A 23332-nucleotide genomic window follows, 5' to 3' on the forward strand; every position below is an offset into this window, starting at 1 on the left:
TAGAGTAGCTGACTACGGATCAGCCGGTTACAGGTTTGAATCCTGTCGCGGTCACTCCAATTTCTCAACCAAAGGGTCGCGTAGCTCAACTGAATAGAGTAGCTGACTACGGATCAGCCGGTTACAGGTTTGAATCCTGTCGCGATCACATGAATCCCCTGCAAGACGCTTCTTGCGGGGGATTTTTGTTTTTGGCGTATGGCGGTCTCATGCCGTGCTTCGTCACCCTCCCATGCAGTGCTTTGTCATCTCCTCACGAAGCACTTCGTCAGGGGTCAAGGAAGCACTGTGTCAGAGGGTGACGAAGCACTGTGTTTGCCTGTGTTCAATCCTCTCGAGTATTATTATTGTTTGGAATTAAGCGTAACGTTAGGGTCCTGTGTCCAAAACATATAGATATAGTTCAGACTCTTCCCAAATGAAGTCGGGATGAACCATATATTCTTTTTCAGCTCTATTTCAATCTGACGGTATACGGAGACGGGAATGGTATGGTATTCGTCCATTCCGGGTACAGCAGGAAATTCAAATACGACATCGGCTACTTTGCCCGTTTGCGAGTCAATGAATAACTCGATAAGCAGTTCATTTCCTTGTAATTTAGCTTTCTGCTCCGGCGAAAAGGCCCGGTTGACTATATCGAATGCTTTGGGCTTACTCCAATTGTCTTTTTTGATATGGGCAGGATCTCCGGCATGAAAATCATATTGTTCCCCTGTATCTCTGTACATTTGCGTTTGCCCATAATATTTCGTATCTTTATTATAAAGAATAGCTAACACTTCATTTTCCACATCACATTGATAGGTATACCCATCTTCATAGAATGTTTTGGTCTCCGAGTAATAACCTGTTTGGGCATGCAAGACCCAAACCCACATCCACATCCCTATAATACACACAACGGTTCTCATGATGCTTCTTTATTTGTTCTTTCCGACATCAGTACTATCTGCAGCGGTATGATTTGCCGCCTTTCTCGGATTGACCACCGTTTCGTCCTCTCTCCGAATATTGTCGTCAAAGAGGCTGTCGTTACCCGGTTTCAAGGGAGGACCGAGGGGAGCCCGTGGATTGCTCCGGAGGGTGACGTTAGGATCTTGTGCCCAAAACATATAGATATAGTTTAAGTTCTTTCCGAATTTGGTTGGAACAAACCATACGTTCTTTTTTAGTTCCACCTCAATTTGACGGTATATCGAAACGGGAGCGGTATTAAAATCGCCTACTATAGTTACAGATGGAAATTCAAATACGACATCGGCTATTTTTCCCGTCTGCGAATTAATGAATAGTTCAATAATCAAATTCCGCCCTTTTAATTTAGCTTTCTGCTCTGGTGGAAAGGCCTTATTGACAATGGCAAATGCTTTGGGCTTAGTCCAATTGTCTTTTTCAATATGGGCAGGATCTCCGGCATGAAAATCATATTGTTCCCCTGTATCTCTGTACATTTGCGTTTGCCCATAATATTTCGTATCTTTATTATAAAGAATAGCTAACACTTCATTTTCCACATCACATTGATAGGTATATCCGTCCTCGTAGAACGTCTTGGTTTCCGAGTAATAATTGGTTTGGGCATGCAAAGCAGAAACTCCAAACATCATTGCGATAAAGATTCTGAATGTTCTCATATGCTTATTTACAATTTTCTACAAGTTCCTGTAATAGAGTGAGATTTTCAACTATATCACCGACTTCTTCGTATTTATAAACTTTTTCGTTCGAATATTCCCTTACTTTTCTAAAAGCATTAATTGCTGCATCCCAATATCCGTCTAGACAATATCCAAGTATGTCATTACGTTGCATTTTAGGAGTAAGACATTCATCAATTAACACAATTTTTGAAAGCCTTTTATCATGTGTATATGACTCTTCCCAGTTAATTTTATAATCCGGTTTCTTCTTGAGAAACATATATTGTGCCAAATGTGCTTCTATCTCACAGTTCAACAGGGAGTTGTACATGCCGTCCCCTTTTTTCAGATATTGGAAGGCATGAAACAATTCGTGCAGCAATACATGGCTGTAGGCATCCTTAATCTTTAGAGACAAGGTATTGGTGGCTGGTGTATACTTGGAGTATCCTTCTTCGGTAAACTGGATGCTGATTTTCTCACCGCCCAATGCGTCCAATATTTCCTTGTATAGGTTCTGTCCCAAACAGGGATCCTTATCCATGTCGTTCAGCAAGGATTCAAGCCACTCCCACGTCTCCTTGATCATGTTACTGTGTTCAAAGATACCTTTGGCTTTAGGAGCATTCGGTTGGCTGCTTCCTCCTCCCTCTACGGGGACATCTTGACCGGAGCCTCCACCTCCTCCGCCACCTATAGGTCCTCCTTGCTCGTCATCAATAAGACTCGAATCCACATAACTCATCCACACTTTTATGTCTTTACAAATAGTTCCGTCATACTTTGTCATGCTATTTCCATCTATTTCGATAGTAATATAAGCATCCCGGCATTCTTGTCCGACGACTACATATTCTCCATCTTCTCCCCGGGTCATTGCTTGAGAAGAAAATACCTTTCGGGAAAGATTCTTCCGGCCGAACACGCGGAAACTTAAATAATCGAACTGTCCTTCCTGGCCATATTGACGGATGATTTCCGCATCCCGGCCGACAGGCCCATAGTCCAACAAACCGTTTTCCATTTTGAAGAACCATACTGTGCGAATTTCATCTGGAAAAGAAGGGTGATAAAGAGGTACCCAAAAGAAAACAGGAGCATCCGGCGATTCCTGATAGACATCCGTATCGTCCCATAAAGGTACCCCATAGCGTTCGCAGAAACCTTTCATGAAAGGCTGCTTCAGTTCCATGACACGCATTGTAGACACGATGGGAGTCAACAATGCATCCGTGTACCTAAACCATTCTTCCATTTCTCCGGCTCCATACCGCTCGTCACGCAGGCAAGAGAACAGTAGTACTATACAGGACAAGATCGTCGAATAAAAATAACGTTTTTTCTGCATAGGTGTATTGTTTTAAGGATATGCGCCCAATATAGGAAAAAATAACGGATACACAAAACTTTTAACTGAAAAATAACGGAGCGTATGAGAAAAAAGCAAGAAAGGAAAGCGGATTACAAAACAAAAAGCCGATATCCGTCAGGCAAAACCTTCGGGATACCGGCTTTTATTTGTTGTTTTGACAGGAAAGTGCCGTCAGCACTTGATGTTCAGTTCGCTCAATATCTTGCGCATGGCCTCGAACGTGGTGATGCGCGTAGGCACCAGCGGGAGGCGGAGCTTGTTCTCCACCATACCCATGGCGTTGAGCATGGCTTTCACGCCGGCCGGGTTGCCGTCCACGAAGAGCAGCTTGAACAGCTCGGCAAACTTGTGGTGGATGGTCAGCGCGTTGGCATAGTCGCCCTGTAGGGCCAGGCGTACCATGCGGCTGAATTCACGCGGGAAGGCGTTTCCGATGACCGAAATGACACCCACGGCACCCAGCGTGATGAGCGGGAAGGTGATGCCGTCGTCGCCCGAAATGACGTCGAACGTGTCGGGTTTGTTCTTGATGATGTCGTCCATCTGCGTGATGTTGCCCGACGCCTCCTTGATGGCAATCACGTTCTCGAAGTCGCGGGCGATGCGCAGGGTGGTTTCGGCCGTCATGTTCACGCCTGTACGGCCGGGCACATTGTAGAGCACGATGGGCAGTTCCGTAGCCTCGGCAATGGCCTTGTAGTGCTGGTAGATGCCCTCCTGTGACGGTTTGTTATAGTAAGGCACCACGGAGAGGATAGCATCCACACCGGTGAAATCGTCGTTTTTCAGTGTGTCGACAATGGCGCGCGTATTGTTGCCACCGACACCCAACAGAATGGGTACACGTCCGTTGACACGTTCTATCACCATCCGCTTGATTGTTTTCTTTTCCTCTTCGGTCAGTGTCGGGGTTTCGGCGGTCGTTCCCAGTACGCACAGGAAATCCGCGTTGTTCTGTATCAGGTAGTCCACGATGCGCATCAGGGCATCGTAGTCTACACTTTCATCTTCCTTAAACGGGGTGATCAATGCAACCCCCATTCCCTTCAATCTTGTTTTTATCATGGGTCTTATGAAATAATCTGTGGTTTAGCAGTTCGCAAATGTACTATTTTTTTCGTTTTGCGCTACAAATATCCGAGATAAAAAACGTTTTTATGTGATTTTGTCAGGAAAGCAAGTCCAGAAACTCGTTTTCGGACATAATGCGGATACCCAGTTTCTGAGCTTTCTCCAGTTTGGCGGGGCCCATGTTGGCACCGGCCAGGATGAAGCTCGTCTTGGACGAGATGCTGCCCACATTCTTTCCGCCGTTGCGCTCAATCATTTCCTTGTATTCGTCACGCGAATGGTGCTCGAACACGCCGCTGATGACGATGGACTGCCCCGCCAGCTTGTCGGTGTATCCGCTCAAGTCTTCCTCGCTGCGGCTGAACTGCAGACCGGCTTCCTTTAGCCGCTCCACCAGGCTGCGGTTCAGCGGATTGGCGAAGTAGCTGACGATGCTTTGGGCTATTTTTTCGCCGATTTCATCGACACTCATCAGGGTTTCGACGCTGGCCTGCTCCACTTCGTCGATGCTCTTGAAGGAGCGGGCTATCTTCTTGGCCACCGTCTCGCCCACAAAGCGGATGCCCAGGGCAAAGAGAACACGCTCGAAGGGCACGCTGCGACTTGCGGCGATGCCGTTGACGATGTTTTCGGCCGATTTCTGCCCCATTCGGTCCAAGTCCTTGATGTCGTCCACCGTGAGGCGGTAAAGGTCCGCAGCGTCCTTGATAAGCCCCAGACGGTAGAACATGTCCACGGTCTCGGGTCCCAGTCCGTCGATGTTCATGGCCCGGCGGCTGATGAAGTGTTCTATCTTGCCCTTGATCTGCGGCGGGCAGGCCGTTTCGTTGGGACAGTAGTGGGCAGCCTCGCCTTCGAAGCGCACCAGCGGCGTGCCGCACTCGGGACAGCGGGTGATGAACTTCACTTTCTCGCCCAGCAGAATACCGCGGGCATCGGTGTCCACGCCCGTTATCTTGGGGATGATTTCACCGCCTTTCTCTACATAGACCATGTCGCCGATGTGCAGGTCGAGGCCTTCGATGATGTCGGCGTTGTGGAGCGAGGCCCGTTTCACGACGGTACCCGACAGCTGCACGGGGTCCAGATTGGCTACCGGCGTGATGGCACCCGTACGGCCCACCTGGTAGCTTACCTTGTTGAGCCGAGTCAGTGCCCGTTCGGCCTGGAACTTGTAGGCGATGGCCCAGCGGGGCGACTTGGCCGTGTAGCCCAGGTTCTTCTGCTGGCGCAGGCTGTTCACCTTCAGCACGATGCCGTCGGTGGCTACGGGCAGGTTCTTGCGTTCCGTGTCCCAGTAGTTGATATAGTCGAACACTTCCTGCAGGGTGCGGGCCTTCTTCATGTGCTCCGATATCTTGAAGCCCCACTGTGCTGCCTTCTGCAGGCATTCGTAGTGTCCGTCGGCGGGCAAATCTTCGCCCAGCAGGTAGTAGAGGTAGGCATCGAGCTTGCGCGCAGCCACTACGGAGGAGTTCTGCGACTTCAGCGTACCCGAGGCGGCGTTGCGCGGATTGGCAAAGAGCGGTTCTTCGCGGGCTTCGCGTTCGCGGTTCAGGGCTTCGAACGACTCCCACGGCATCAGAATCTCGCCGCGTATTTCGAATGTAGAAGGATAGTCGCCGTGCAGCACGAGGGGGATGGTGCGGATGGTCTTCACGTTGTCCGTCACGTCATCACCCTTCTCGCCGTCGCCGCGGGTCACGGCGCGCACCAGCTTGCCGTCTTCGTAGGTCAGGGAGATGGACGTGCCGTCGTACTTCAGTTCGCAACAGATTTCAAAGTCCTCGTTCAGGGCCTTCTTCACCCGCTCGTAGAAGTCGGTCACTTCGCTTTCGGAGTAGGTGTTGCCCAGCGAGAGCATGGGATATTTGTGGGCCACCTGCGTGAAATTCTTGTTCAGGTCGCTACCCACACGCATCGTGGGCGAATTCTCGTCCGCATATTCGGGGTGCTCCTTTTCCAGGTCCTGCAGTTCGCGCATCAGGTCGTCGAACTCCTTGTCCGTGATTTCGGGAGCGTTCATGACGTAGTAGTTGTAGTTGTGGCGGTGCAGCTCGGCACGCAGCCAGTCTATTCGTTCTTTGGGTGTCATAGTTCGTCTTACAGATAGTTTGCATGCAAAAATACGGGTTTCTCCGTGAAAATCCGTGTAATCCGTGCCAAAATACTATCTTTGCAGAAAAAATAGAAAGAAACGTTATGCGCATAGACATTATTACCGTTCTTCCGGAGATGATTGAAGGTTTCTTCAACTGCTCCATCATGAAGCGTGCACAGAACAAGGGCCTGGCCGAGATACATATCCACAACCTGCGCGACTACACCCAGGACAAGTACCGACGCGTGGACGATTACCCCTTCGGCGGCTTTGCCGGCATGGTGATGAAGATTGAGCCCATCGAACGCTGCATCAACAGCCTGAAGGCCGAACGCGAGTACGACGAAGTGATTTTCACCACGCCCGACGGCGAGCAGTTCAACCAGCCCATGGCCAACACCCTGTCGCTGGCGCAGAACCTCATCATCCTGTGCGGCCACTTCAAGGGCATCGACTACCGCATCCGCGAGCACCTCATCACGAAAGAGGTGAGCATCGGCGACTATGTGCTGACGGGCGGCGAACTGGCAGCTGCCGTGATGGCCGACGCTATCGTGCGCATCATTCCCGGCGTGATTTCCGATGAGCAGTCGGCCCTGTCGGACTCGTTCCAGGACAATCTGCTGGCCGCTCCGGTCTACACCCGTCCGGCTGACTACAACGGCTGGAAAGTTCCGGATATTTTACTTTCCGGTCACGAGGCGAAGATCAAGGAATGGGAATTGCAGCAGTCCATCGAACGGACCCGCCGGTTGCGTCCCGACTTGCTGGGAGAATAAAACAGACGTGTAAATATAAAAAAAAAGGACATCAGCCGGCTGATGTCCTTTTTTTATTGTCTTCGGTTGCGAAGAGGGTATCTTTGTCAGATGTTACACCTCAAGCGCACCGATAATGTCTGTTACAGACTTGAATCCGTGTCGGTTCAGGTAGTCGTCTATACCCTCGGCCACCTTGACTGTAACCGTCGGATCGATGAAGTTGGCCGTACCGATCTGGATAGCCGATGCCCCTGCCAGCAGGAATTCCACCGCATCCCGCCAGTTCATGATGCCTCCCAGACCGATGACGGGTATTTTTACCGCCTTGGCCACCTGCCATACCATACGCAGGGCAATGGGCTTCACAGCTGCTCCAGACATACCTCCGGTCACTGTGGAGAGCAACGGACGACGTTTTTCGGCGTCGATAGCCATACCCAGCAGGGTATTGATGAGCGAAACGCTGTCGGCACCACCGTTTTCGGCCGCGCGCGCTATTTCAGTAATGTCTGTCACGTTGGGCGACAGCTTCACGATGAGCGTTTTTTTATACACCTGGCGTACTGCCTTGACCACTTCTTCGGCCCCTTTGGCAGTCACGCCGAAGGCCATTCCACCCTGCTTTACATTGGGGCAGGAAATGTTCAATTCGATGGCAGGAATTTTGTCAAGTTCGTTAATGATGGAGGCCGTTTCGGCATAATCTTCGATGGCCGATCCCGACACATTCACAATCATATTGGTCCGGATGTCCTTGATGCGGGGATAAATGTGTTCAACAAAGTAATGTACACCCTTATTTTGCAGTCCCACAGCGTTTAACATGCCCGAAGGAGTCTCCGCCATACGCGGATACGGGTTGCCTTCACGTTTGTGAAGGGTGGTTCCCTTTACAATGATACCGCCTATTCGCTCCAAATCGATGAAATCGGCAAATTCTTCGCCGTAGCCGAAAGTCCCGGAAGCGGTCATCACGGGATTTTTCATTTGTAATTCACCAATCTTTACACTTAAATCTGCCATAACAGTTTGTTTATATTAAATACGGGACCTTCTTTACATACACACAGGTGGCCTTCATCGGTGTTTTCCACGCAGCAGAGGCAGGCACCTACGCCACAGGCCATCTTGTTTTCCAGAGACACTTCGCAGTCGATGCCCTTCGCTTTGGCATAGCGCGCCACGGCCATCATCATCGGCTTGGGACCGCACGTATAAATGTGTTCGAACTTCACCTGCTCCAGGATGGAATGCTGCGTCACGAAACCCTTTTCGCCGTGACTACCGTCCTCGGTCGTTGTATAGACATCGCCATAAGCAGCAAACTGGTCGAGCTGCAGCAAATCCTTGTCGCTGCGGGCGCCCAGCAGGAAAGTAGGCTTGCATCCCCGTTGCTTCAACTGTTCGCCAAGGTAGAGCATCGGAGCCGTACCCACACCGCCACCTACCAGCAGCAGCTTGTCCGAAGGCTTTTCGGGCATGGTAAAGCCATTTCCCAAAGGAAGCACTACATTGATTACATCGCCGGCTTTTGCTTCGCCCAGGCGCTTTGTTCCGTCTCCTACGAGCTGGATCAGGAACCACACCTCGTTGCGTTGTCTGTCCACATAATTGATGGAAATGGGGCGGCGCAGGAATGTGGTGGGCGAGCCGTCCACACGGATTTCAGCGAACTGTCCCGGCAGCATCTCCGGTAGTTCCATCTGGGGGGACGTCAGCTTCAGCAGCACATAATGGGCATGCAGGCGGACGTTCTCCGTGACTGTCAAATCTAAGATATATTTTTTCATTACTATAAAAGAATGGATTTCAATCGTTGTGCAAAGATAGTGCAAACCGAGAGAAGTACAAAAGCCGAAAACAACGTTTTCAGGCTTTTTACTTCCGAGGTGCCGCCTATCTTATTCAAAGTAGTGCAAACCGATAGAAGTACAAAAGGGGAGTTCGCTTTCTTTATTTCTTCAGGCGCGGATTACGCGGATTTCACGGATTAATTTGTATTCCGTGTTTTACCGCGTGATTCGTGCCTGAAAATAACCTGAAGTCAGCCTCTCTTTATTTTGCCATTCATCGTTCACCATTTATCATAAAACATTCCTCTTTCACGCCGGCTTGAAAGTCTCGTACGTATTGTCGTCGAAGAAGATTCTTATTTCGGTGATTTTCCTGGGTGGTCTTTCTTTATAGATAATCTCTTGTTTTACAATCTCTTTGGGCGTGTTTGAGGGCTTTGCTAATGCCATTTCCTTGCGATTTTCCGGTTCATCTGTCCCTTTGGCCGGATTTTCGGCATTCTCAGCGAATAGCGGATAGTCTGCGCCGATGTTTTCGGGGGTAGAAACGGAAGCCTCGGCATCGTTGCTCATGCTGCCTTGTCCCGTGAGCAGCCACTCGAGGCTGATGTCACTATAACGCTGGTGAAGCCGGAGGATGACTTCCGTGCTGGGATATTTGTTACGGGGGCCCAGAATGTGAGAGATGGTAGCTTGTGCCACTCCAATACTTTCGGCAAAAGCTCCGGCCGTCAGCTTTTCCCGTTCCATGATCATTTTAAAGCGATCTTTGATGCTCATACAGGTCGATATTACAAAAGTGTTTTCTTATATTATTGGTTACAAAAGTAAATAATCTAGTTCACAAAAGCAAATTTAAGAATGTAATTTAACGGTTTTACAAAAGTATTCCTTATATTCCATTTTCGATTATTACATTCGGTATGTACCTGATATAAGTAAAAATAATGCATGTATTAAACTTTAGCAAAACTAAATATTTATCTGATAATCAGTATATAATATTATACAATATTGTGCTTTACGGCTGTATTTACATAAGTAAATATCCTTTTGGTGTGTTTGTGAAAGCATATTTGCATCAAATCATAGTATTTTATTGGTATATAGTTGATTGATAGATGCTATATTTACGCTTAATCACTTGGAAAGTACGAATGTAATTCCTTACTTTACCACTATAAATATACATCTAGTTGTACATATAACAATGGTGAATATTATATATGTAATATAACGGTTATAGTTATTACATAGGTAAATATACCGATATATTACAAATGAAAACCTTTCTTGTTGTATTTACAACTATTTTGTCCATTTCAGTAGCCTGATACACCCTTTGGATATGACAGATTTGATGAAATGGAGGATTATGTGTGCGGATTGGTGGTATATTATTATGGATAGCCGGATATTTTCTTCTTTCCTTTTTATTATTGTAATTTCCAGCCCTTTTTTCCGTATTAATGGACTAATTGGAGAAAATATCGCATTCTCAGAGGCTTTATTTTGATATAAACGTTTGTAATATAGTGCGTTAACCCCTATTTTTACATTCGTCAATTGGGAGATTCTAGAGAAATGGCAGTCGAACACAGGTAAACAGGGGCTGTTTTGGCGTACAGATGCGGCAATGGACGTGGTTTGGAGCTGTAAATTGAGGCAACAAAAAAGGATGGTATCCGGATGTCTGTTCACAGCTCCGATACCATCCATATTTCTTTCTGGAAAAACCAGATTGGATTACACTCCCATTAATGCAAAATTTTAAACACCAGTTCCCGCAGGATATCGCCGTCGCTCATCGAACTGTTCTCCACACCTTTCGACTGTGCATCGGCCGTACGTATCTCGCCTATAATCTGCAAGGTCTTCACTCCGCTGTAGCGGCGCATGGCGGCCAGGTATTCGCGAGCCTGCCAGGGCGACTTCAAATCCAGAAACGAAGCGATGCCCTGCTCCGACTTTTCGGGTGCATAATAGGCCATCATCAGGTTGGAGAAGAAGCTGAAAAGTAAAGATAAAGTCATCTGTATGGGGTTTCCTTTCGGATTTTCTTCAAAGTATTTTACTATCCGATTAGCTTTCAGCACATCTTTTTCGACCAAAGCGGCCCGAAGTTCGAAGTTGTTATAGTCCTTGCTGATTCCGATATTCCGTTCCACCTGTTCGGGTGTCACTCTTGTCAAACCTTTTGGCAGCGTAATGACCAGCTTTTCCAGTTCGCCTGTCAGTCGGCTCAGGTCGGTACCCACGAATTCGGCTACCATCTGCGAGGCCTTCGGTTCGATGTCCACCCCCTTGCGTTTCAGGTAGGAACTGATGAAGGCAGGCAGCTGGGCTTCGCGCACCTTCTTTGATTCAAAGACTACGCCTCCTGCCTTTTCTATCTCGCCTGCCAGCTTCTTGCGCCGGTCCAGCACACCATGCTTGTGGCAGAGGACGAGGATGGTGGACAGCAGCGGCTTTTGCAGGTAGTAGGTCAGCTCCTCCATGCCGCGCACGGCCTGGGCCTCCTTGACAATGATAACCTGGTGTTCGGCCATCATCGGATAGCGTTTGGCCGCGTTGATAACGGTCGCTATGTTATCTACATCGCCCCCATACATCACCGTCTGGTTGAACTCTTTTTCCTCATCGGTCAGGACGTTCTCCTCGATGTAGTCGGCTATCAGGTCGATGTAGTAATCTTCTTCGCCCATCAGGTAATAGATGGGGCGGTACTGCTTGGCCCGAAGTTCCTTCAGAATGTCGTCGCACGTCAGTTCCTGCTTTGCCATAGTCTTACCAGTCGAATTTCAGGTGTTTTACGGTCTTCTTTTCGTCGATAATCATGCGGAGCGACTCGATGCCGATTTCCACATGCTCGGCCACGTAGTTCTGCGTCACCATGTTGTCGCTCTTGTCGGTCTTCACGCCTTCGGGAATCATGGGCTGGTCGGACACCAGCAGCAGGGCTCCTGTGGGGATGTGGTTGGCAAAGCCGCAGCTGAAGAGGGTGGCTGTCTCCATGTCCACCGCCATGGCACGTGTCTTCTTGAGATATTCCTTGAACTGGTCGTCGTGCTCCCAGATGCGGCGGTTGGTGGTATAGACGGTACCGGTCCAGTAGTCGCGGGCATGGTCGCGGATGGCCGACGATACGGCACGCTGCAGCATGAAGGCCGGCAGTGCAGGCACTTCGGGCGGGAAGTAGTCGTTCGAGGTACCTTCGCCGCGGATGGCTGCGATGGGAAGTATCAGGTCCCCCAGCCTGTTTTTCCTGTCGATGCCCCCGCACTTGCCCAGGAAGAGGCAGGCCTTGGGATGGATGGCGCTGAGCAGGTCCATGATGATGGCGGCATTGGGGCTGCCCATGCCGAAATTGATGATGGTGATACCCTCGGCGCTGGCCGATATCATGTTGGCGTCACGTCCCAGAATGGGCACATTGAACTTCTCGGCAAACAGCTCCACATACTTGTTGAAGTTGGTCAGCAGGATGTATTCGCCGAAGTCTTCCAGCGGGCGTTTGGTGTAACGTGGCAACCAGTTGGCTACAATTTCTTCTTTTGTTTTCATACGGTTACGTTAATCTATAAGGATTAGGATACGGGTCCGCAGAAAGGCGTCTCTGCATCGGCATGCCTTTCTGCAAACGCAAAAATACAATAATTAGGGAGACGGGAAAAGAAAATGGCGGAATTTATAAGATTTCACGGATTGTACTTCTCTGTCTTAGGATGATATCTGTCCCTTATGGTACACGGATGGCCAGAGTATCCGGCTGTCATCACTCTTTCCCGCCGTTCAGAATAAGCCGGCATGCCTCTTCGACCAGGGTATCCCGACCTTTCTGAACATCTTCGAGAAGTGGCTGGCATTCGATGTCCGGCTGTACTCCGATGCCGTGGTGGCGGGAACCGTCGTGATTCAAGAACTTGTATCCCGTAAAGATGAAGCCTATGGAAGGATTTCTCAAGATAACGGCATCCCCGTTTGTTCCCGAAGTCGGTTCTCCGATAATGGTGCCTATCTTATAATATTTTATCAGCTCCATCACTGTCTCGCAAAAACTGAGCGCTTTTCTGTTCGTCAGAAAATATACCGGCCTCTTGATCCGTACAGGTACAGGCTGCTCATACTCCCATGACTTCTGGTAAGGTTCGACAGCCGGATGGATTCCCCATTTGCTCTCGGCGGTAATCTGGTAGTCCACTTTCTGATGGTCGGGCAAGTAGAAGGTGGGAGTAAGAATCTGTCCCACCAGAGCCGGTTTGTCTATGAAATGAGACAAGATGGGAAGGATGGAAGTATCGGGATACCATGACATACAGATGTCCGTCCTTCACATGTCCGTAGTGGGCATAGGAAACCGTCAGATATTCGGGATAAGACGCACAGGCGGCCACTTGCTTCAGATAGGATTTCATGAACTCCTCCCACGTCCCGTCCAGCCCGTCTTCGGCGTAGTAGGCATAGAAATGCTGGATGTAGGCTCCCGAGATAATGGCATTGGTCAGGCGGTAATAGGGGGATAGATAAAAATCTTTCGTCCATTTGTATTCCAAGGATTTCTTCAGTTGCTTTAGTTCGTCCGACTCTTCCAGCAGTTTTTCGGTGGTAATCCGATAGCAGGCATGCAAGTCGGAAGACAATCGGACCGTGTGCTTCTGGGGTAGCTGGAGTACATTTTCCTGCATCCTGATTACCCGGCTGGATGTTGCAGACTTTTGGAAACCGGTGTTCAGTGTGGTAGCCTTGATGTAAAAGGGGCAGACGGCCGGAGATAAATCTGCAGCGGGTGCATTGGTGAACTGCAAATCGGGAAGCAGCGGGGAAAAACGTGCAAGGAGCAGCGAATCAGCCTGCACACGGGAAGTCATCGGCAGTACATCACGTATGTTCTTCTCTAATAAGGCATACCAATCCAGATTGTCCACATACGGATTGGGAGAGAAATACCGTGCACATCCGTAAAGCTGCGCCAATTTCCATAACTGGGTGGCTTGAAAATCGGAAACGGTGAGCCGCTCAAAATTCTGTGCGGCCAGATGTATCGATTGAATCAGTGATAGAACGACAAGAACAATTTTCAGTTTCATGGACGATAATATCTTTTTAAAAAACTATAATCGGAAAATCATGTCTGCAAATGTACTACAATTAAGGAAACAGGAAAATAAAAGAGTGGATTTTCGTGTATATTTACAGACAAATACCCCAAGGCTCCCCTGCCCGCTCCCTTCCCCAATCAGCCAGCCTTGCAAGCATCCGGGAGGCATCCACCATGAGTATACGACTCATGTAGGATCAGTCGTATACTCATGGTAGGTGCGTATTTTTCTGTTTATACAAGGGAAAACTCCTTCTTTCCGCCGTCTTTTTGATAATGGTTATAATTACTTACAAGATGAATGATTCCTGTTTCTAGCTGCAAGAGTAGTCTTTGAGGTGTGTTTCAACCCCAAGGGGCTTATGTTTGAAACATAGGGGCCGAATGTTTGAAACATTCCCCCTTTGGGTTTGAAACATAAATTATAGGACATCAGAAGAAGGTGTGGAGACAATAGCTTGGAGGAAGTTAGAATAGTTTACAATTATGTTCGGAGCTCCTACATTTCTTAAACCTGCCCTACCTCATTTAAAGACCTGTTCTGACAGCATTTATTCGTACACCCCATTTTGATAGTCCGACAGGTATTGGGAGCAGGTTTTACCGGTCTGCTGCTTGAAGAAACGCATCAGATGGCTCGGATCCGAAAAATGGAATTTGTCGGCCAGCTGGGTGACAGTGCAGTCGGTGAAAAGCAAGTCGTTCTTCAGGGCTTCCAGCAACCTTTGTTTCAACAGGTGGTTGGCAGAAACACCGAACTGGGCCACTACTGCATTGTTCAGGGTAACGCGGCTGACGTGCATCATCTCGGCATATTCGGCAACCCGCTGCACGTCATAGATATGCCGTTCGAGCAGGTCCTTGAACTGATAGGCGTAATTGTTCTTGGGTACGTCGACCGGCAGGTGGTAGACCGAAGCGTATTCACGGTTGATTACCAGCAACAAGTAATACAGTAAAGATACAATCAGATTGTAGCTGTCGGCAGTGGGATGTTGCAGTTCCTGCTTGATTTTTCCCAAAAGCCTCATGTATTCGGCAAAAGTATCTTGGGAAACTGACAAATGGGGTGGCGTGTCAGTCTGATAGCAATAGAGCAGGCGGTAAGTAAAAAACTTGTCCGCCAGGAACGTGCGCATGAAGTCTTCCCTAAAGATGAGAAAGGTGTAGTCCAGTTCTTGTTCATCGACATGCCACTCTTGTTGCTGGTACGGGGAAAGAAGCAACACCATGTTGTCATGCAAATCTATCTGTTTACAGTTCAGCAATAAGAATCCATTGGTCCGGCGGAAAAAGAAAAATTCGAAAAAGTCGGTTTTGAAGGTGGTGTTTTCGGTCAATACACCGCTAATTTCCTTCCCACTACCAGTATTGATATAAAAATCCACACCGCATTGTGTTTTACTGAAAGGTACATTGACCAGTTTCGACGGATTGATATTCTTCTTTTGCATAATAGAGATGGATGAGGTTGTCGGCAAAGATACGGAATCCATTTATCAAAATGGCATATCTTTCATATTTTAGGGCATAAAGGAATGAATGATATCTTCCGAACTTTGCAGCGGTATTAAAGAAGGAGTGAATATATCGGTCAACCCAATATAACAATAATATGACTACAGAAATTATCAGAACAATCAACGTACAGAGCGTCATGACCAAGTCATCTCTGCCAGTCGGAGGATATTCGGTCAATCCGTATGTGGGCTGCCCGCACGCCTGCAAATATTGTTACGCATCGTTCATGAAGCGCTTCACCAGGCATACTGAAGCCTGGGGAACGTTTCTGGACGTCAAGCGCTGGAAGCCCGTCGGCAATCCGCATAAGTATGACGGCCAGCGAATTGTCATCGGTTCGGTGACGGATGGCTACAATCCTTATGAAGCTGAGTTTGGCAACACGCGCCGGCTGCTTGAGGAACTGAAGGGAACGCAGGCTGAAATCATGATCTGCACAAAATCCGATCTGGTCTTGCGCGACCTGGACCTGCTGAAGCGGTTCCCCAAAGTGACCATTTCGTGGTCGGTCAACACCCTTGACGAGCAGTTCCGCAGCGACATGGACCGTGCCGTGAGCATCGAACGCAGACTGGCAGCCATGCACCAAACGTACGAGGCAGGCATCCGCACCGTATGCTTCGTTTCGCCCATCTTTCCCGGTATAACCGATGTCAGGGCCATCATAGAGCGTGTTAAGGATTTTGCCGACCTCGTCTGGTTGGAGAACCTCAATCTACGCGGTCAGTTTAAAGGAATCATCATGGATTATATCCGTAGAAAGCATCCCTCGCTCGTTCCCTTGTACGAAGACATCTACAACCGGAAACGGCCCGAGTATTGGCAGAGCCTGGAGAAGGAAATCTCGGCATACGCTGCAGAGCAGGGCTATCCCTATCGGGTGAACGATCTGCCCTATGGACGTTCGGAAAAAGGAAAACCCGTACTGGTGAACTACTTCTATCACGAAAAAATACGGCTGGGGAAATGATTATTCCGCACTCATTGTCCTTTCTCTTCCTTCTTCCCGTATTTCCGCTCAAATAGATCCGCATTCCGGTTACCCCACTCTATCATGGCGTCGATAATTGGGATAAGGGTCTGGCCCAGCGGTGTAATGGCATATTCGGAACGTGGCGGCAACTCGGGAAAGATGGTTTTGGACACCAGTCCGTCCTCCACCAGCTCCTTCAGCTGAATGTCCAGTACACGGGGAGTAGCCTCGGGGAAAAGTTTGTGAAGCTCACTGGGGCGCAAAGGACGATGACGCAGTTCGTCCAGGAAACACGATTTCCATTTGGAGTCTATCAGACTCATGGTCAGGCGTAAAGGGCAGTCCAGATCAACGGGAATTTTTCTTTCGTACATGTTTGGGGATTCTATTATTAATTCGGATACAAAGATATGCATAACACTCTAATGCTGGGATATACCGAATAATTTTTCGGTATATGAATAATTTTTCGGTACTTGCACAAGCCAGTCTTACCATGTACTTTTGCGGCAGTTACGAACCCGTTAAAACACATTTGTCATTATGAGAACAAGTATCGAAGAGTATGAGGCTGTAGAGAAGGCAGCCATGAAGTTTGTGAAAAGTGTAGCTGAAGGCAACAGTAGTTATGCCAAAGAACTGTTTATAGACGAAGCAGTCTTGTTCGGTTATCTGGACGGAAAATTGGAACACGGCAGCATTCAACAATTCTACCATAATGTGGATACTGTAGGTGCAGGACAGGATTTCAGGGCACGTATTGATGTGGTGGATGTAGAAGAGACGCTGGCTGTTGTCCGTGTGCTGGAAGAAAAATGGGGTGGACGCATCGATTTTACCGATTATCTGCTGCTGATGAAGATGGATGGAGAATGGAAGTGTGTGGCCAAGGCTTACAACCAGAATTCGAATACGATTTGTAAATAAGTAGAAGGATGTGCTGATTATCTGCTGCGAAGAAGAAGATGACACAGTCATGGATGGAGTAGGCATCCCGGTGAAGCGTTCAACTGCTTTACTGAAATGGGATATAGTCGGAGAAGTGCTCGTACTCGGTGTCTTTTTTTAATAAACATCCATTTACACGCAATGAAGGCAAACCCTGACTCTGTCAAATTGCCTTGCTGCGAGGTCTTCTTGTGAAATGAGGAAGTTCAGCATGCCGCAATCGTAGAAGCGGAGCCCCCAGCGGTCGTCTTCGTCAATTTGGAGCAAAGAAATATACCCGGGGGCTTCTTCTTCACGAACTTCTTCAAAGAATGGCAGGCCGAGGAGTTTATGGTTGTCGTCGCAGGCTCCAGTCTTTTCGAAAGATACGGCTTCGGCTGGCAGGCAGGCGTCTATACCATCTTTCCAAACTACTTTGTGCGTGTGCAGTCCGTCTGTCTTAGGGCTGTAGATTACCTTGTAGGTGTCCTCCGGCCAAAAGCCGATGTGCCCGTTATATGCCTCCAAATCACCCAGAAAATAGTCGAGCGAGGCAAAGAAATACAACATTCCCTGATGTGGAAGTTGGTTTTCGCAATCGTATGGGGCGATATCTTCCAGCCTGATTTGGCAGATAAATGTCAGCCAATCCTCGCCTCCACCGTTATCTTTGTTCGCATCGTCCGGCATGGCAGGGAAGTCAATCCCTTCCGGCAGGTCGGGAAAGCCCCACCAATGGCTTTTCGACGTCAGTGTACCTTCCGCCGTTTTTGTGCTGATTCTTATTGCCATAATTCATTAGGAATAAATTTGTTCAATGATTTCTGTACGTCGGGCAAATATATCATATTCTGGATGATTTTTATTGGTTTGGATGATTATATTTGGTATGGTGACTGAATTTCCATCCTTTTTCGTACTTTTGCCTCCTCTATTAATTAAGTTATAGAATATAAAAAAGACTCCGCCCATGCATTCACTGAACCTGCCAGCCTTCGATGCCAGGATTGCCGTGCGCGACGGCAAACGGGTGATATTCGACCCCATCCGCCGCCGCTACGTGGCTCTGACGCCCGAGGAATGGGTGCGCCAGCACTTCGTCCATTTCCTCATTGCCTATAAAGGGTATCCGCAGGCGCTGATGGCCAACGAGGTGCAGGTGCAGCTCAACGGTACGCGGAAGCGGTGCGACACCGTGCTCTACCGCCGTGACCTGTCGGCCCGCATGATTGTGGAGTACAAGGCGCCCGATGTCCAGATTACCCAGGCCGTCTTCGACCAGATTACGCGCTACAACATGGTGCTGAAAGTGGACTACCTGATTGTGAGCAACGGCCTCCAGCACTACTGCTGCCGCATGGACTACGCAGGCGGGCGCTATCTGTTCCTGCCCGATGTGCCGGCTTATAACGAACTGTAAGCAGGCTTCTCTCTTTTGAAAAAAATCTTGCGAAACCGCATGAAATGTGGCAAAGAATGCTAACTTTGCGCTTGTAACCATCAAAAGAAAACACGTTATGGACACAAACCCTTTCTTCAGTGGGGATGAGAAGAAGATGCTCATCCCGCTCTATCGCAAGCTGTTACAACTGTCGGGTGATACGTTGCTGCCGGGTGACTGCCGCAAGCTGAAGGTGCACCTCGTGGCCTGTGCCGCTACCAACGGCCTGCAACGCGACGTGTTCGGACTGAACCCCGTCATCAAAGATATGCAGACGGCCGTCATCGTGGCCGAAGAAATAGGTATGCGCCGGGCGTCCATCCTGGCCCTGATGCTCCACGAGGTAGTGCGCAGCGGGCAGTGTACGGCCGAAGACATCCACCGCGAGTATGGAGAAGATGTGGCAGGCATCATCCGTGGCATCATCCGCGTGAACGAGCTGTATGCCAAGAGCCCCACGATTGAGTCCGAGAACTTCCGCAACCTGCTCCTTTCCTTTGCCGAGGACATGCGCGTCATCCTCATCATGATTGCCGACCGTGTGAACGTCATGCGGCAGATCAAGGATGCGGAGAACGACGAAGCACGCCGCCAGGCAGCCAACGAAGCGGCCTACCTGTATGCGCCGCTGGCCCACAAGCTGGGCCTCTACAAGCTGAAGTCGGAGCTGGAAGACCTTTCGCTGAAATATACCGAACACGATGTATATTACCACATCAAGGACAAGCTGAACGCCACCAAGGCCGCGCGCGACCGCTACATAGCCGCCTTCATCGCGCCGGTACAGAAGAAGCTGGAGGAGGCGGGGCTGAAGTTCCACATCAAGGGACGAACCAAGTCCATCCACTCCATCTACCAGAAGATGAAGAAGCAGAAATGCCCCTTCGAAGGTGTGTACGACCTGTTTGCCATCCGTGTCATCCTCGACTCTCCGCTGGAGAAGGAGAAGCTGGAATGCTGGCAGGCCTACTCCATCGTGACCGACATGTACCAGCCCAACCCAAAGCGTCTGCGCGACTGGCTGTCCGTGCCGAAAAGCAACGGCTACGAGTCGCTGCACATCACCGTCATGGGGCCTGAAGGCAAGTGGGTGGAGGTGCAGATACGTACCGAGCGCATGGACGAGATAGCCGAACGCGGATTGGCAGCCCACTGGCGCTACAAGGGCATCAAGGGCGAGAGCGGGCTGGACGAATGGCTGACTTCGGTACGCGAGGCGCTCGAGAGTTCGGACAGCGACCTGGAGGCGATGGACCGCTTCAAGCTGGACCTGTACGAAGACGAGGTGTTTGTCTTCACGCCCAAGGGCGACTTGTTCAAGTTGCCTAAAGGTGCCACGGTGCTCGACTTTGCCTTCCACATCCACACCAAGCTGGGCTGCAAGTGCATCGGCGCCAAGGTAAACGGGCGCAACGTACAGCTAAAACAGGTGTTGCAGAGCGGCGACCAGGTGGAAATCATGACCTCGAACACGCAGACGCCCAAGCAGGACTGGCTGAACATTGTCACGACCTCGAAGGCGCGCACCAAGATACGCCAGGCGTTGAAGGAGATGGCATCGCGGCAGACAGCCTTTGCCCGCGAGACACTGGAGCGCAAGTTCAAGAACCGCAAGATAGAATATGATGAGGCCGTGATGATGAGGCTCATCAAGCGCATGGGCTACAAGGTGGTGACGGAGTTCTACCAGGCCATCGCCGACGGTGCGTTGGACGTGAACGACACCATCGACCGCTACCTGGAATTGCAGAAGCGCGAGAACGACATCCGCGAGGAAGTGCAGTACCGCAGCGCCGAGGAATATAACCTGCAGCCGCAGACGCCGGAAGACGGTTCGGCCAAGGAAGACGTGCTCGTCATCGACCAGAACCTGAAGGGCATCGACTTCAAGCTGGCCAAGTGCTGCAACCCCATCTATGGCGACGACGTGTTCGGCTTCGTCAGTGTGACGGGCGGCATCAAGATACACCGCTGCGACTGCCCCAATGCCGCCGAACTGCATGCCCGCTTCGGCTACCGCATCGTGAAGGCACGCTGGGCCGGCAAGGGCGAAGGCACGCAATACCCCATCACTCTGCGTGTGGTGGGCCACGACGACATCGGCATCGTGACGAACATCACCTCCATCATCTCGAAGGAGACAGGCATCACGCTGCGCAGCATCGGCATTAACTCGAACGACGGCCTCTTCTCGGGCACGCTGACCGTCATGGTGGGCGACACGGGCCGACTGGAGGCACTCATCAAGAAGCTGCGGACGGTGAAGGGGGTGAAGCAGGTATCGAGAAACTGAAAATGATTCTAATGTGCAGAGAGATAAGGACAATGATACAAAAACAATCATGCCTGTTTTTTTTGTTTGTCCTGCTGCTGATAACGGTAGGTTGTAACAGAAAAGGAACATACACATGCCACGTATTAGACCTGGCCGAGACGTTTCTGACCAGCCATCCTGACAGTGCTTACAAGCTGCTCTCTTTGCTGGAGCGTGACACTATGTGTAGAGAAAATTTTTCTCACTGGTGCTTGCTCTATGGAAAGTTATCGCAACGTATGCCACTGAATCCCCTTCCTTCCTTCGACTGGAGGGACGTGACGGAATGGTATGAAAAGCACGGCACGTTGTCCGACAGGCTTTGTGCCCGCCTCTTTTTGGGAGAGTCATACGCCGCCGAAAAACATCCTGACCTGGCGGCACAAGTATACATCGGAGCCTACGACCTTGCAAGACAGCACAAAGACTACAACTCAATGGGGTATGCCTGTTCTTATCAAGGTAATCTGTATGAGTCGCAAGACTACATCCCAAACGCCATCGAAAAGTTCAGACAGGCCGCTGGATATTTCCTGCAAGCCGGAAACCACAGAAGCCATGCTTGTGCATTGAGGGACTTGGCCCGACAATATGCGTATATGGATTCTCTGCCGGCGGCATTCGCAGTGCTACACAAGGCAGATTCCATCGTTTCCACACTGAATGATGACGAAGTCTACAGTTCCATACTCAATGCTTACGGCAATCTTTATATGAGAAATTCCGACTATGAGCAGGCAGAAGACTATTTTTATCGCTCCTTGGAAATTGCCAAAGAGGCATTGCCTGACTACATCGCCCTTTGCGACCTATATCTCACTATGGAAGACACGGAGAAAGCCAAGGTCATATTGGAAAAGATAGCAGAGAAAGACTGGGAGCAGGCAAAGGTAGAAGAATATTATCTGCACTATATCATCGGTAAACAGGAGAATCATACAGACCAGGCCCTGGCTTATCTGGAGCTGCTTATGGAAGTAAAGGATTCCTTGAACATGGAAAAAAGTAACTCCAAAATAGCAGAACTCGAAAAAAGGTATGTGACCGTCAAACTGAAGAATGAAAACACTGCCTTGCAAGTCCGTAAGCAGCGCTACCTTATAATAAGTATCATATCAAGTATAATTGTACTGTGCCTTTCTTTCATTTACTATGCGCAAAAGAAGAAAAGCGAGCAGAAGATTATACGGCAACAGGCGGAACTGAATTATCTTGTCAGACAGCAACAGGCCCTCTTGCATGAGATAGAAGAAAAGCGGTTCATGTTGGAGAATGCAAGAAAAGACATTGAGGAAACAAGAAAGTTGCAGATTGAAATAAATCTTCTGACAGAAAACTATGTGAAGCTGGAGAGAAAGCTTCTGACCGATTCGAACCTTTACCGAAAATTACAGCAACTTATCAGGCAGAAGAAAACAACCAATGGACAGGCTCTTGTCACGGATGAGTTGTGGAAACAAATCGTAGACGAAGTAACCAAGGTATATCCCAATCTCAAAAGTTATATATTGGAACTCTGCCCCGACATCAGTGAATCGGAATGGAAATATTGTTGTTTCTATATGCTGGGATTTGATGGTAATGAAGCAGCCATATTGTTAAATATTAATCCGGGTTCCATTCATACCAAGAATAATCGTTTAAGACAAAAACTGCACATTACGTTACCCCATCAAACCAACTTATACGAATACCTTATCATGCAATTGCATAAGACAAATCTTACCTGAAACACGTATTGAATGTATATGTGTATAGACAGCAAATGTAAACGGCTGATTATCAATGTATGGATGTCTATATGTGTATCGGTTGTTTAGTTCCTCATGTGTGGGATTGTTACTAATTTTGCAGCAAATTCAAAAACAATAAAAGCATGAAGAATTCTAAACTGATTTGTTTAATTGTGGCATTTACGATGATTGCAGTACAAGTAAGTGCAAAAGGTGGTTACAAAAGAAAAGTCGAACTAAAGAAAGAATGGAGAGTTCAAACAAAGTCTCCTCAAGAAGTACCTTTGCAGGCCTTTTTGATAGAGAATCAACAACTGGAAATCCAAAGCCAAGGTCTATTTGACTTGAATATTCAAGTTGAAAATTCACAAGGAAACATTATGTTAGTTGATATTGTATGCTTAGATTCATCACAATCCACTATCATAGAATTAGAGCATTTTTCTCAAGGAAAATATATCTTATATTTATATAATGACGAAATGGAGGCAGAGGGTGTGTTTTGTATTGAATAATTAATATAATGAAACACTACTGTCCCGTAAAAGTGGATAAATAGTTCTTTGAAATTATTGAAATATAGT

The 23332-nt window shown here is 48.7% G+C and carries 22 protein-coding genes and 1 tRNA gene; 8 read left to right on the forward strand and 15 right to left on the reverse strand.

Annotated elements, in window-relative coordinates; genetic code table 11:
• Positions 1-74 precede the first annotated feature (74 nt).
• Positions 75-148: transfer RNA gene (locus RDO88_RS12845), tRNA-Arg, on the forward strand.
• Between the two features lie 196 nt (positions 149-344).
• Here RDO88_RS12845 and RDO88_RS12850 read toward each other — a convergent pair.
• The 5 genes from RDO88_RS12850 to ligA form a co-directional block, all read right to left on the reverse strand.
• Entirely contained in the window at positions 345-914 is a 570-nt protein-coding gene (locus RDO88_RS12850; protein WP_307759742.1) for a DUF5043 domain-containing protein, read from the reverse strand.
• A gap of 9 nt (positions 915-923) precedes the next feature.
• Entirely contained in the window at positions 924-1637 is a 714-nt protein-coding gene (locus RDO88_RS12855) for a DUF5043 domain-containing protein (RefSeq protein ID WP_307759743.1), read from the reverse strand.
• 4 nt (positions 1638-1641) lie between these two features.
• The gene (locus RDO88_RS12860) at positions 1642-2991 is read right to left on the reverse strand and encodes a hypothetical protein (protein WP_307759744.1); all 1350 of its coding nucleotides are present in this window, start codon (positions 2989-2991) and stop codon (positions 1642-1644) included.
• A gap of 195 nt (positions 2992-3186) precedes the next feature.
• On the reverse strand, positions 3187-4080 hold the full coding sequence (gene dapA / locus RDO88_RS12865) for a 4-hydroxy-tetrahydrodipicolinate synthase (RefSeq protein ID WP_307759745.1): 894 nt from the start codon (positions 4078-4080) through the stop codon (positions 3187-3189).
• Positions 4081-4183: 103 nt separating this feature from the next.
• A complete protein-coding gene (gene ligA, locus RDO88_RS12870; protein WP_307759746.1) occupies positions 4184-6181 on the reverse strand; it encodes an NAD-dependent DNA ligase LigA in 1998 nt (665 codons plus the stop codon).
• A gap of 107 nt (positions 6182-6288) precedes the next feature.
• Here ligA and trmD point away from each other — a divergent pair, with 107 nt between their 5' ends.
• Complete coding sequence (gene trmD / locus RDO88_RS12875; RefSeq protein WP_075316916.1) at positions 6289-6966, forward strand: tRNA (guanosine(37)-N1)-methyltransferase TrmD; 678 nt, start codon at positions 6289-6291, stop codon at positions 6964-6966.
• Positions 6967-7059: 93 nt separating this feature from the next.
• On the opposite strand, the gene RDO88_RS12880 is transcribed toward trmD, so the two are convergent.
• From RDO88_RS12880 to RDO88_RS12915, 8 genes are all read right to left on the reverse strand, one after another.
• Complete coding sequence (locus RDO88_RS12880; protein ID WP_075316915.1) at positions 7060-7971, reverse strand: dihydroorotate dehydrogenase; 912 nt, start codon at positions 7969-7971, stop codon at positions 7060-7062.
• Positions 7959-8738, reverse strand: a complete 780-nt coding sequence (locus tag RDO88_RS12885; protein WP_307759747.1) for a dihydroorotate dehydrogenase electron transfer subunit — start codon at positions 8736-8738, stop codon at positions 7959-7961. Before RDO88_RS12885 ends, RDO88_RS12880 begins: the two co-directional genes overlap by 13 nt.
• Before the next feature lie 312 nt (positions 8739-9050).
• Positions 9051-9521 (reverse strand): helix-turn-helix domain-containing protein, encoded by a 471-nt coding sequence (locus tag RDO88_RS12890; protein WP_307759748.1) that lies wholly within the window; start codon positions 9519-9521, stop codon positions 9051-9053.
• 977 nt (positions 9522-10498) lie between these two features.
• Positions 10499-11524: a DNA polymerase III subunit delta gene (gene holA / locus RDO88_RS12895; RefSeq protein ID WP_307759749.1), complete on the reverse strand. Its 1026-nt coding sequence runs from the start codon at positions 11522-11524 to the stop codon at positions 10499-10501.
• A gap of 4 nt (positions 11525-11528) precedes the next feature.
• Complete coding sequence (locus tag RDO88_RS12900) at positions 11529-12305, reverse strand: AMP nucleosidase (protein WP_021846465.1); 777 nt, start codon at positions 12303-12305, stop codon at positions 11529-11531.
• Between the two features lie 211 nt (positions 12306-12516).
• A complete protein-coding gene (locus RDO88_RS12905; protein WP_307759760.1) occupies positions 12517-12981 on the reverse strand; it encodes a S41 family peptidase in 465 nt (154 codons plus the stop codon).
• Entirely contained in the window at positions 12863-13828 is a 966-nt protein-coding gene (locus RDO88_RS12910) for a hypothetical protein (protein WP_307759750.1), read from the reverse strand. The genes RDO88_RS12905 and RDO88_RS12910 overlap by 119 nt, the downstream gene beginning before the upstream one ends.
• 562 nt (positions 13829-14390) lie before the next feature.
• The gene (locus RDO88_RS12915; RefSeq protein ID WP_307759751.1) at positions 14391-15293 is read right to left on the reverse strand and encodes a helix-turn-helix domain-containing protein; all 903 of its coding nucleotides are present in this window, start codon (positions 15291-15293) and stop codon (positions 14391-14393) included.
• Positions 15294-15454: 161 nt separating this feature from the next.
• Between RDO88_RS12915 and RDO88_RS12920 the strand changes: the two genes are divergently transcribed.
• The gene (locus RDO88_RS12920; RefSeq protein WP_307759752.1) at positions 15455-16330 is read left to right on the forward strand and encodes a radical SAM mobile pair protein B; all 876 of its coding nucleotides are present in this window, start codon (positions 15455-15457) and stop codon (positions 16328-16330) included.
• 11 nt (positions 16331-16341) lie between these two features.
• On the opposite strand, the gene RDO88_RS12925 is transcribed toward RDO88_RS12920, so the two are convergent.
• Entirely contained in the window at positions 16342-16707 is a 366-nt protein-coding gene (locus tag RDO88_RS12925) for a winged helix-turn-helix transcriptional regulator (RefSeq protein ID WP_307759753.1), read from the reverse strand.
• Positions 16708-16876: 169 nt separating this feature from the next.
• On the opposite strand from RDO88_RS12925, the gene RDO88_RS12930 reads away from it, so the two are divergent.
• Complete coding sequence (locus RDO88_RS12930; RefSeq protein ID WP_307759754.1) at positions 16877-17260, forward strand: nuclear transport factor 2 family protein; 384 nt, start codon at positions 16877-16879, stop codon at positions 17258-17260.
• Between the two features lie 153 nt (positions 17261-17413).
• Here RDO88_RS12930 and RDO88_RS12935 read toward each other — a convergent pair whose 3' ends face one another.
• Positions 17414-18052, reverse strand: coding sequence for a DUF1963 domain-containing protein (locus RDO88_RS12935; RefSeq protein ID WP_307759755.1), 639 nt, complete (start codon positions 18050-18052; stop codon positions 17414-17416).
• Between the two features lie 178 nt (positions 18053-18230).
• Between RDO88_RS12935 and RDO88_RS12940 the strand changes: the two genes are divergently transcribed.
• The 4 genes from RDO88_RS12940 (at position 18231) to RDO88_RS12955 (ending at position 23263) form a co-directional block, all read left to right on the forward strand.
• Complete coding sequence (locus RDO88_RS12940; RefSeq protein WP_307759756.1) at positions 18231-18680, forward strand: type I restriction enzyme HsdR N-terminal domain-containing protein; 450 nt, start codon at positions 18231-18233, stop codon at positions 18678-18680.
• 97 nt (positions 18681-18777) lie between these two features.
• Positions 18778-20994 carry a RelA/SpoT family protein gene (locus tag RDO88_RS12945; RefSeq protein WP_307759757.1) on the forward strand — a complete coding sequence of 739 codons (2217 nt, stop codon included), beginning with the start codon at positions 18778-18780 and terminating at the stop codon, positions 20992-20994.
• Between the two features lie 32 nt (positions 20995-21026).
• A complete protein-coding gene (locus tag RDO88_RS12950) occupies positions 21027-22745 on the forward strand; it encodes a tetratricopeptide repeat protein (RefSeq protein WP_307759758.1) in 1719 nt (572 codons plus the stop codon).
• Positions 22746-22891: 146 nt separating this feature from the next.
• Positions 22892-23263, forward strand: a complete 372-nt coding sequence (locus RDO88_RS12955; protein ID WP_307759759.1) for a DUF3244 domain-containing protein — start codon at positions 22892-22894, stop codon at positions 23261-23263.
• The last annotated feature ends 69 nt before the right edge of the window (positions 23264-23332 follow it).

It is taken from the genome of uncultured Mediterranea sp. (assembly GCF_902493215.1).
Lineage (GTDB): Bacteria > Bacteroidota > Bacteroidia > Bacteroidales > Bacteroidaceae > Bacteroides.

Bases quoted from the DNA above. Each gene is read 5' to 3' on its own strand.
- RDO88_RS12850 (WP_307759742.1), bottom strand. From the start codon at position 914: ATGAGAACCGTTGTGTGTATTATAGGGATGTGGATGTGGGTTTGGGTC.
- RDO88_RS12855 (WP_307759743.1), bottom strand. From the start codon at position 1,637: ATGAGAACATTCAGAATCTTTATCGCAATGATGTTTGGAGTTTCTGCT.
- RDO88_RS12860 (WP_307759744.1), bottom strand. From the start codon at position 2,991: ATGCAGAAAAAACGTTATTTTTATTCGACGATCTTGTCCTGTATAGTA.
- dapA (WP_307759745.1), bottom strand. From the start codon at position 4,080: ATGATAAAAACAAGATTGAAGGGAATGGGGGTTGCATTGATCACCCCG.
- ligA (WP_307759746.1), bottom strand. From the start codon at position 6,181: ATGACACCCAAAGAACGAATAGACTGGCTGCGTGCCGAGCTGCACCGC.
- trmD (WP_075316916.1), top strand. From the start codon at position 6,289: ATGCGCATAGACATTATTACCGTTCTTCCGGAGATGATTGAAGGTTTC.
- RDO88_RS12880 (WP_075316915.1), bottom strand. From the start codon at position 7,971: ATGGCAGATTTAAGTGTAAAGATTGGTGAATTACAAATGAAAAATCCC.
- RDO88_RS12885 (WP_307759747.1), bottom strand. From the start codon at position 8,738: ATGAAAAAATATATCTTAGATTTGACAGTCACGGAGAACGTCCGCCTG.
- RDO88_RS12890 (WP_307759748.1), bottom strand. From the start codon at position 9,521: ATGAGCATCAAAGATCGCTTTAAAATGATCATGGAACGGGAAAAGCTG.
- holA (WP_307759749.1), bottom strand. From the start codon at position 11,524: ATGGCAAAGCAGGAACTGACGTGCGACGACATTCTGAAGGAACTTCGG.
- RDO88_RS12900 (WP_021846465.1), bottom strand. From the start codon at position 12,305: ATGAAAACAAAAGAAGAAATTGTAGCCAACTGGTTGCCACGTTACACC.
- RDO88_RS12910 (WP_307759750.1), bottom strand. From the start codon at position 13,828: ATGAAACTGAAAATTGTTCTTGTCGTTCTATCACTGATTCAATCGATA.
- RDO88_RS12915 (WP_307759751.1), bottom strand. From the start codon at position 15,293: ATGCAAAAGAAGAATATCAATCCGTCGAAACTGGTCAATGTACCTTTC.
- RDO88_RS12920 (WP_307759752.1), top strand. From the start codon at position 15,455: ATGACTACAGAAATTATCAGAACAATCAACGTACAGAGCGTCATGACC.
- RDO88_RS12925 (WP_307759753.1), bottom strand. From the start codon at position 16,707: ATGTACGAAAGAAAAATTCCCGTTGATCTGGACTGCCCTTTACGCCTG.
- RDO88_RS12930 (WP_307759754.1), top strand. From the start codon at position 16,877: ATGAGAACAAGTATCGAAGAGTATGAGGCTGTAGAGAAGGCAGCCATG.
- RDO88_RS12935 (WP_307759755.1), bottom strand. From the start codon at position 18,052: ATGGCAATAAGAATCAGCACAAAAACGGCGGAAGGTACACTGACGTCG.
- RDO88_RS12940 (WP_307759756.1), top strand. From the start codon at position 18,231: ATGCATTCACTGAACCTGCCAGCCTTCGATGCCAGGATTGCCGTGCGC.
- RDO88_RS12945 (WP_307759757.1), top strand. From the start codon at position 18,778: ATGGACACAAACCCTTTCTTCAGTGGGGATGAGAAGAAGATGCTCATC.
- RDO88_RS12950 (WP_307759758.1), top strand. From the start codon at position 21,027: ATGATACAAAAACAATCATGCCTGTTTTTTTTGTTTGTCCTGCTGCTG.
- RDO88_RS12955 (WP_307759759.1), top strand. From the start codon at position 22,892: ATGAAGAATTCTAAACTGATTTGTTTAATTGTGGCATTTACGATGATT.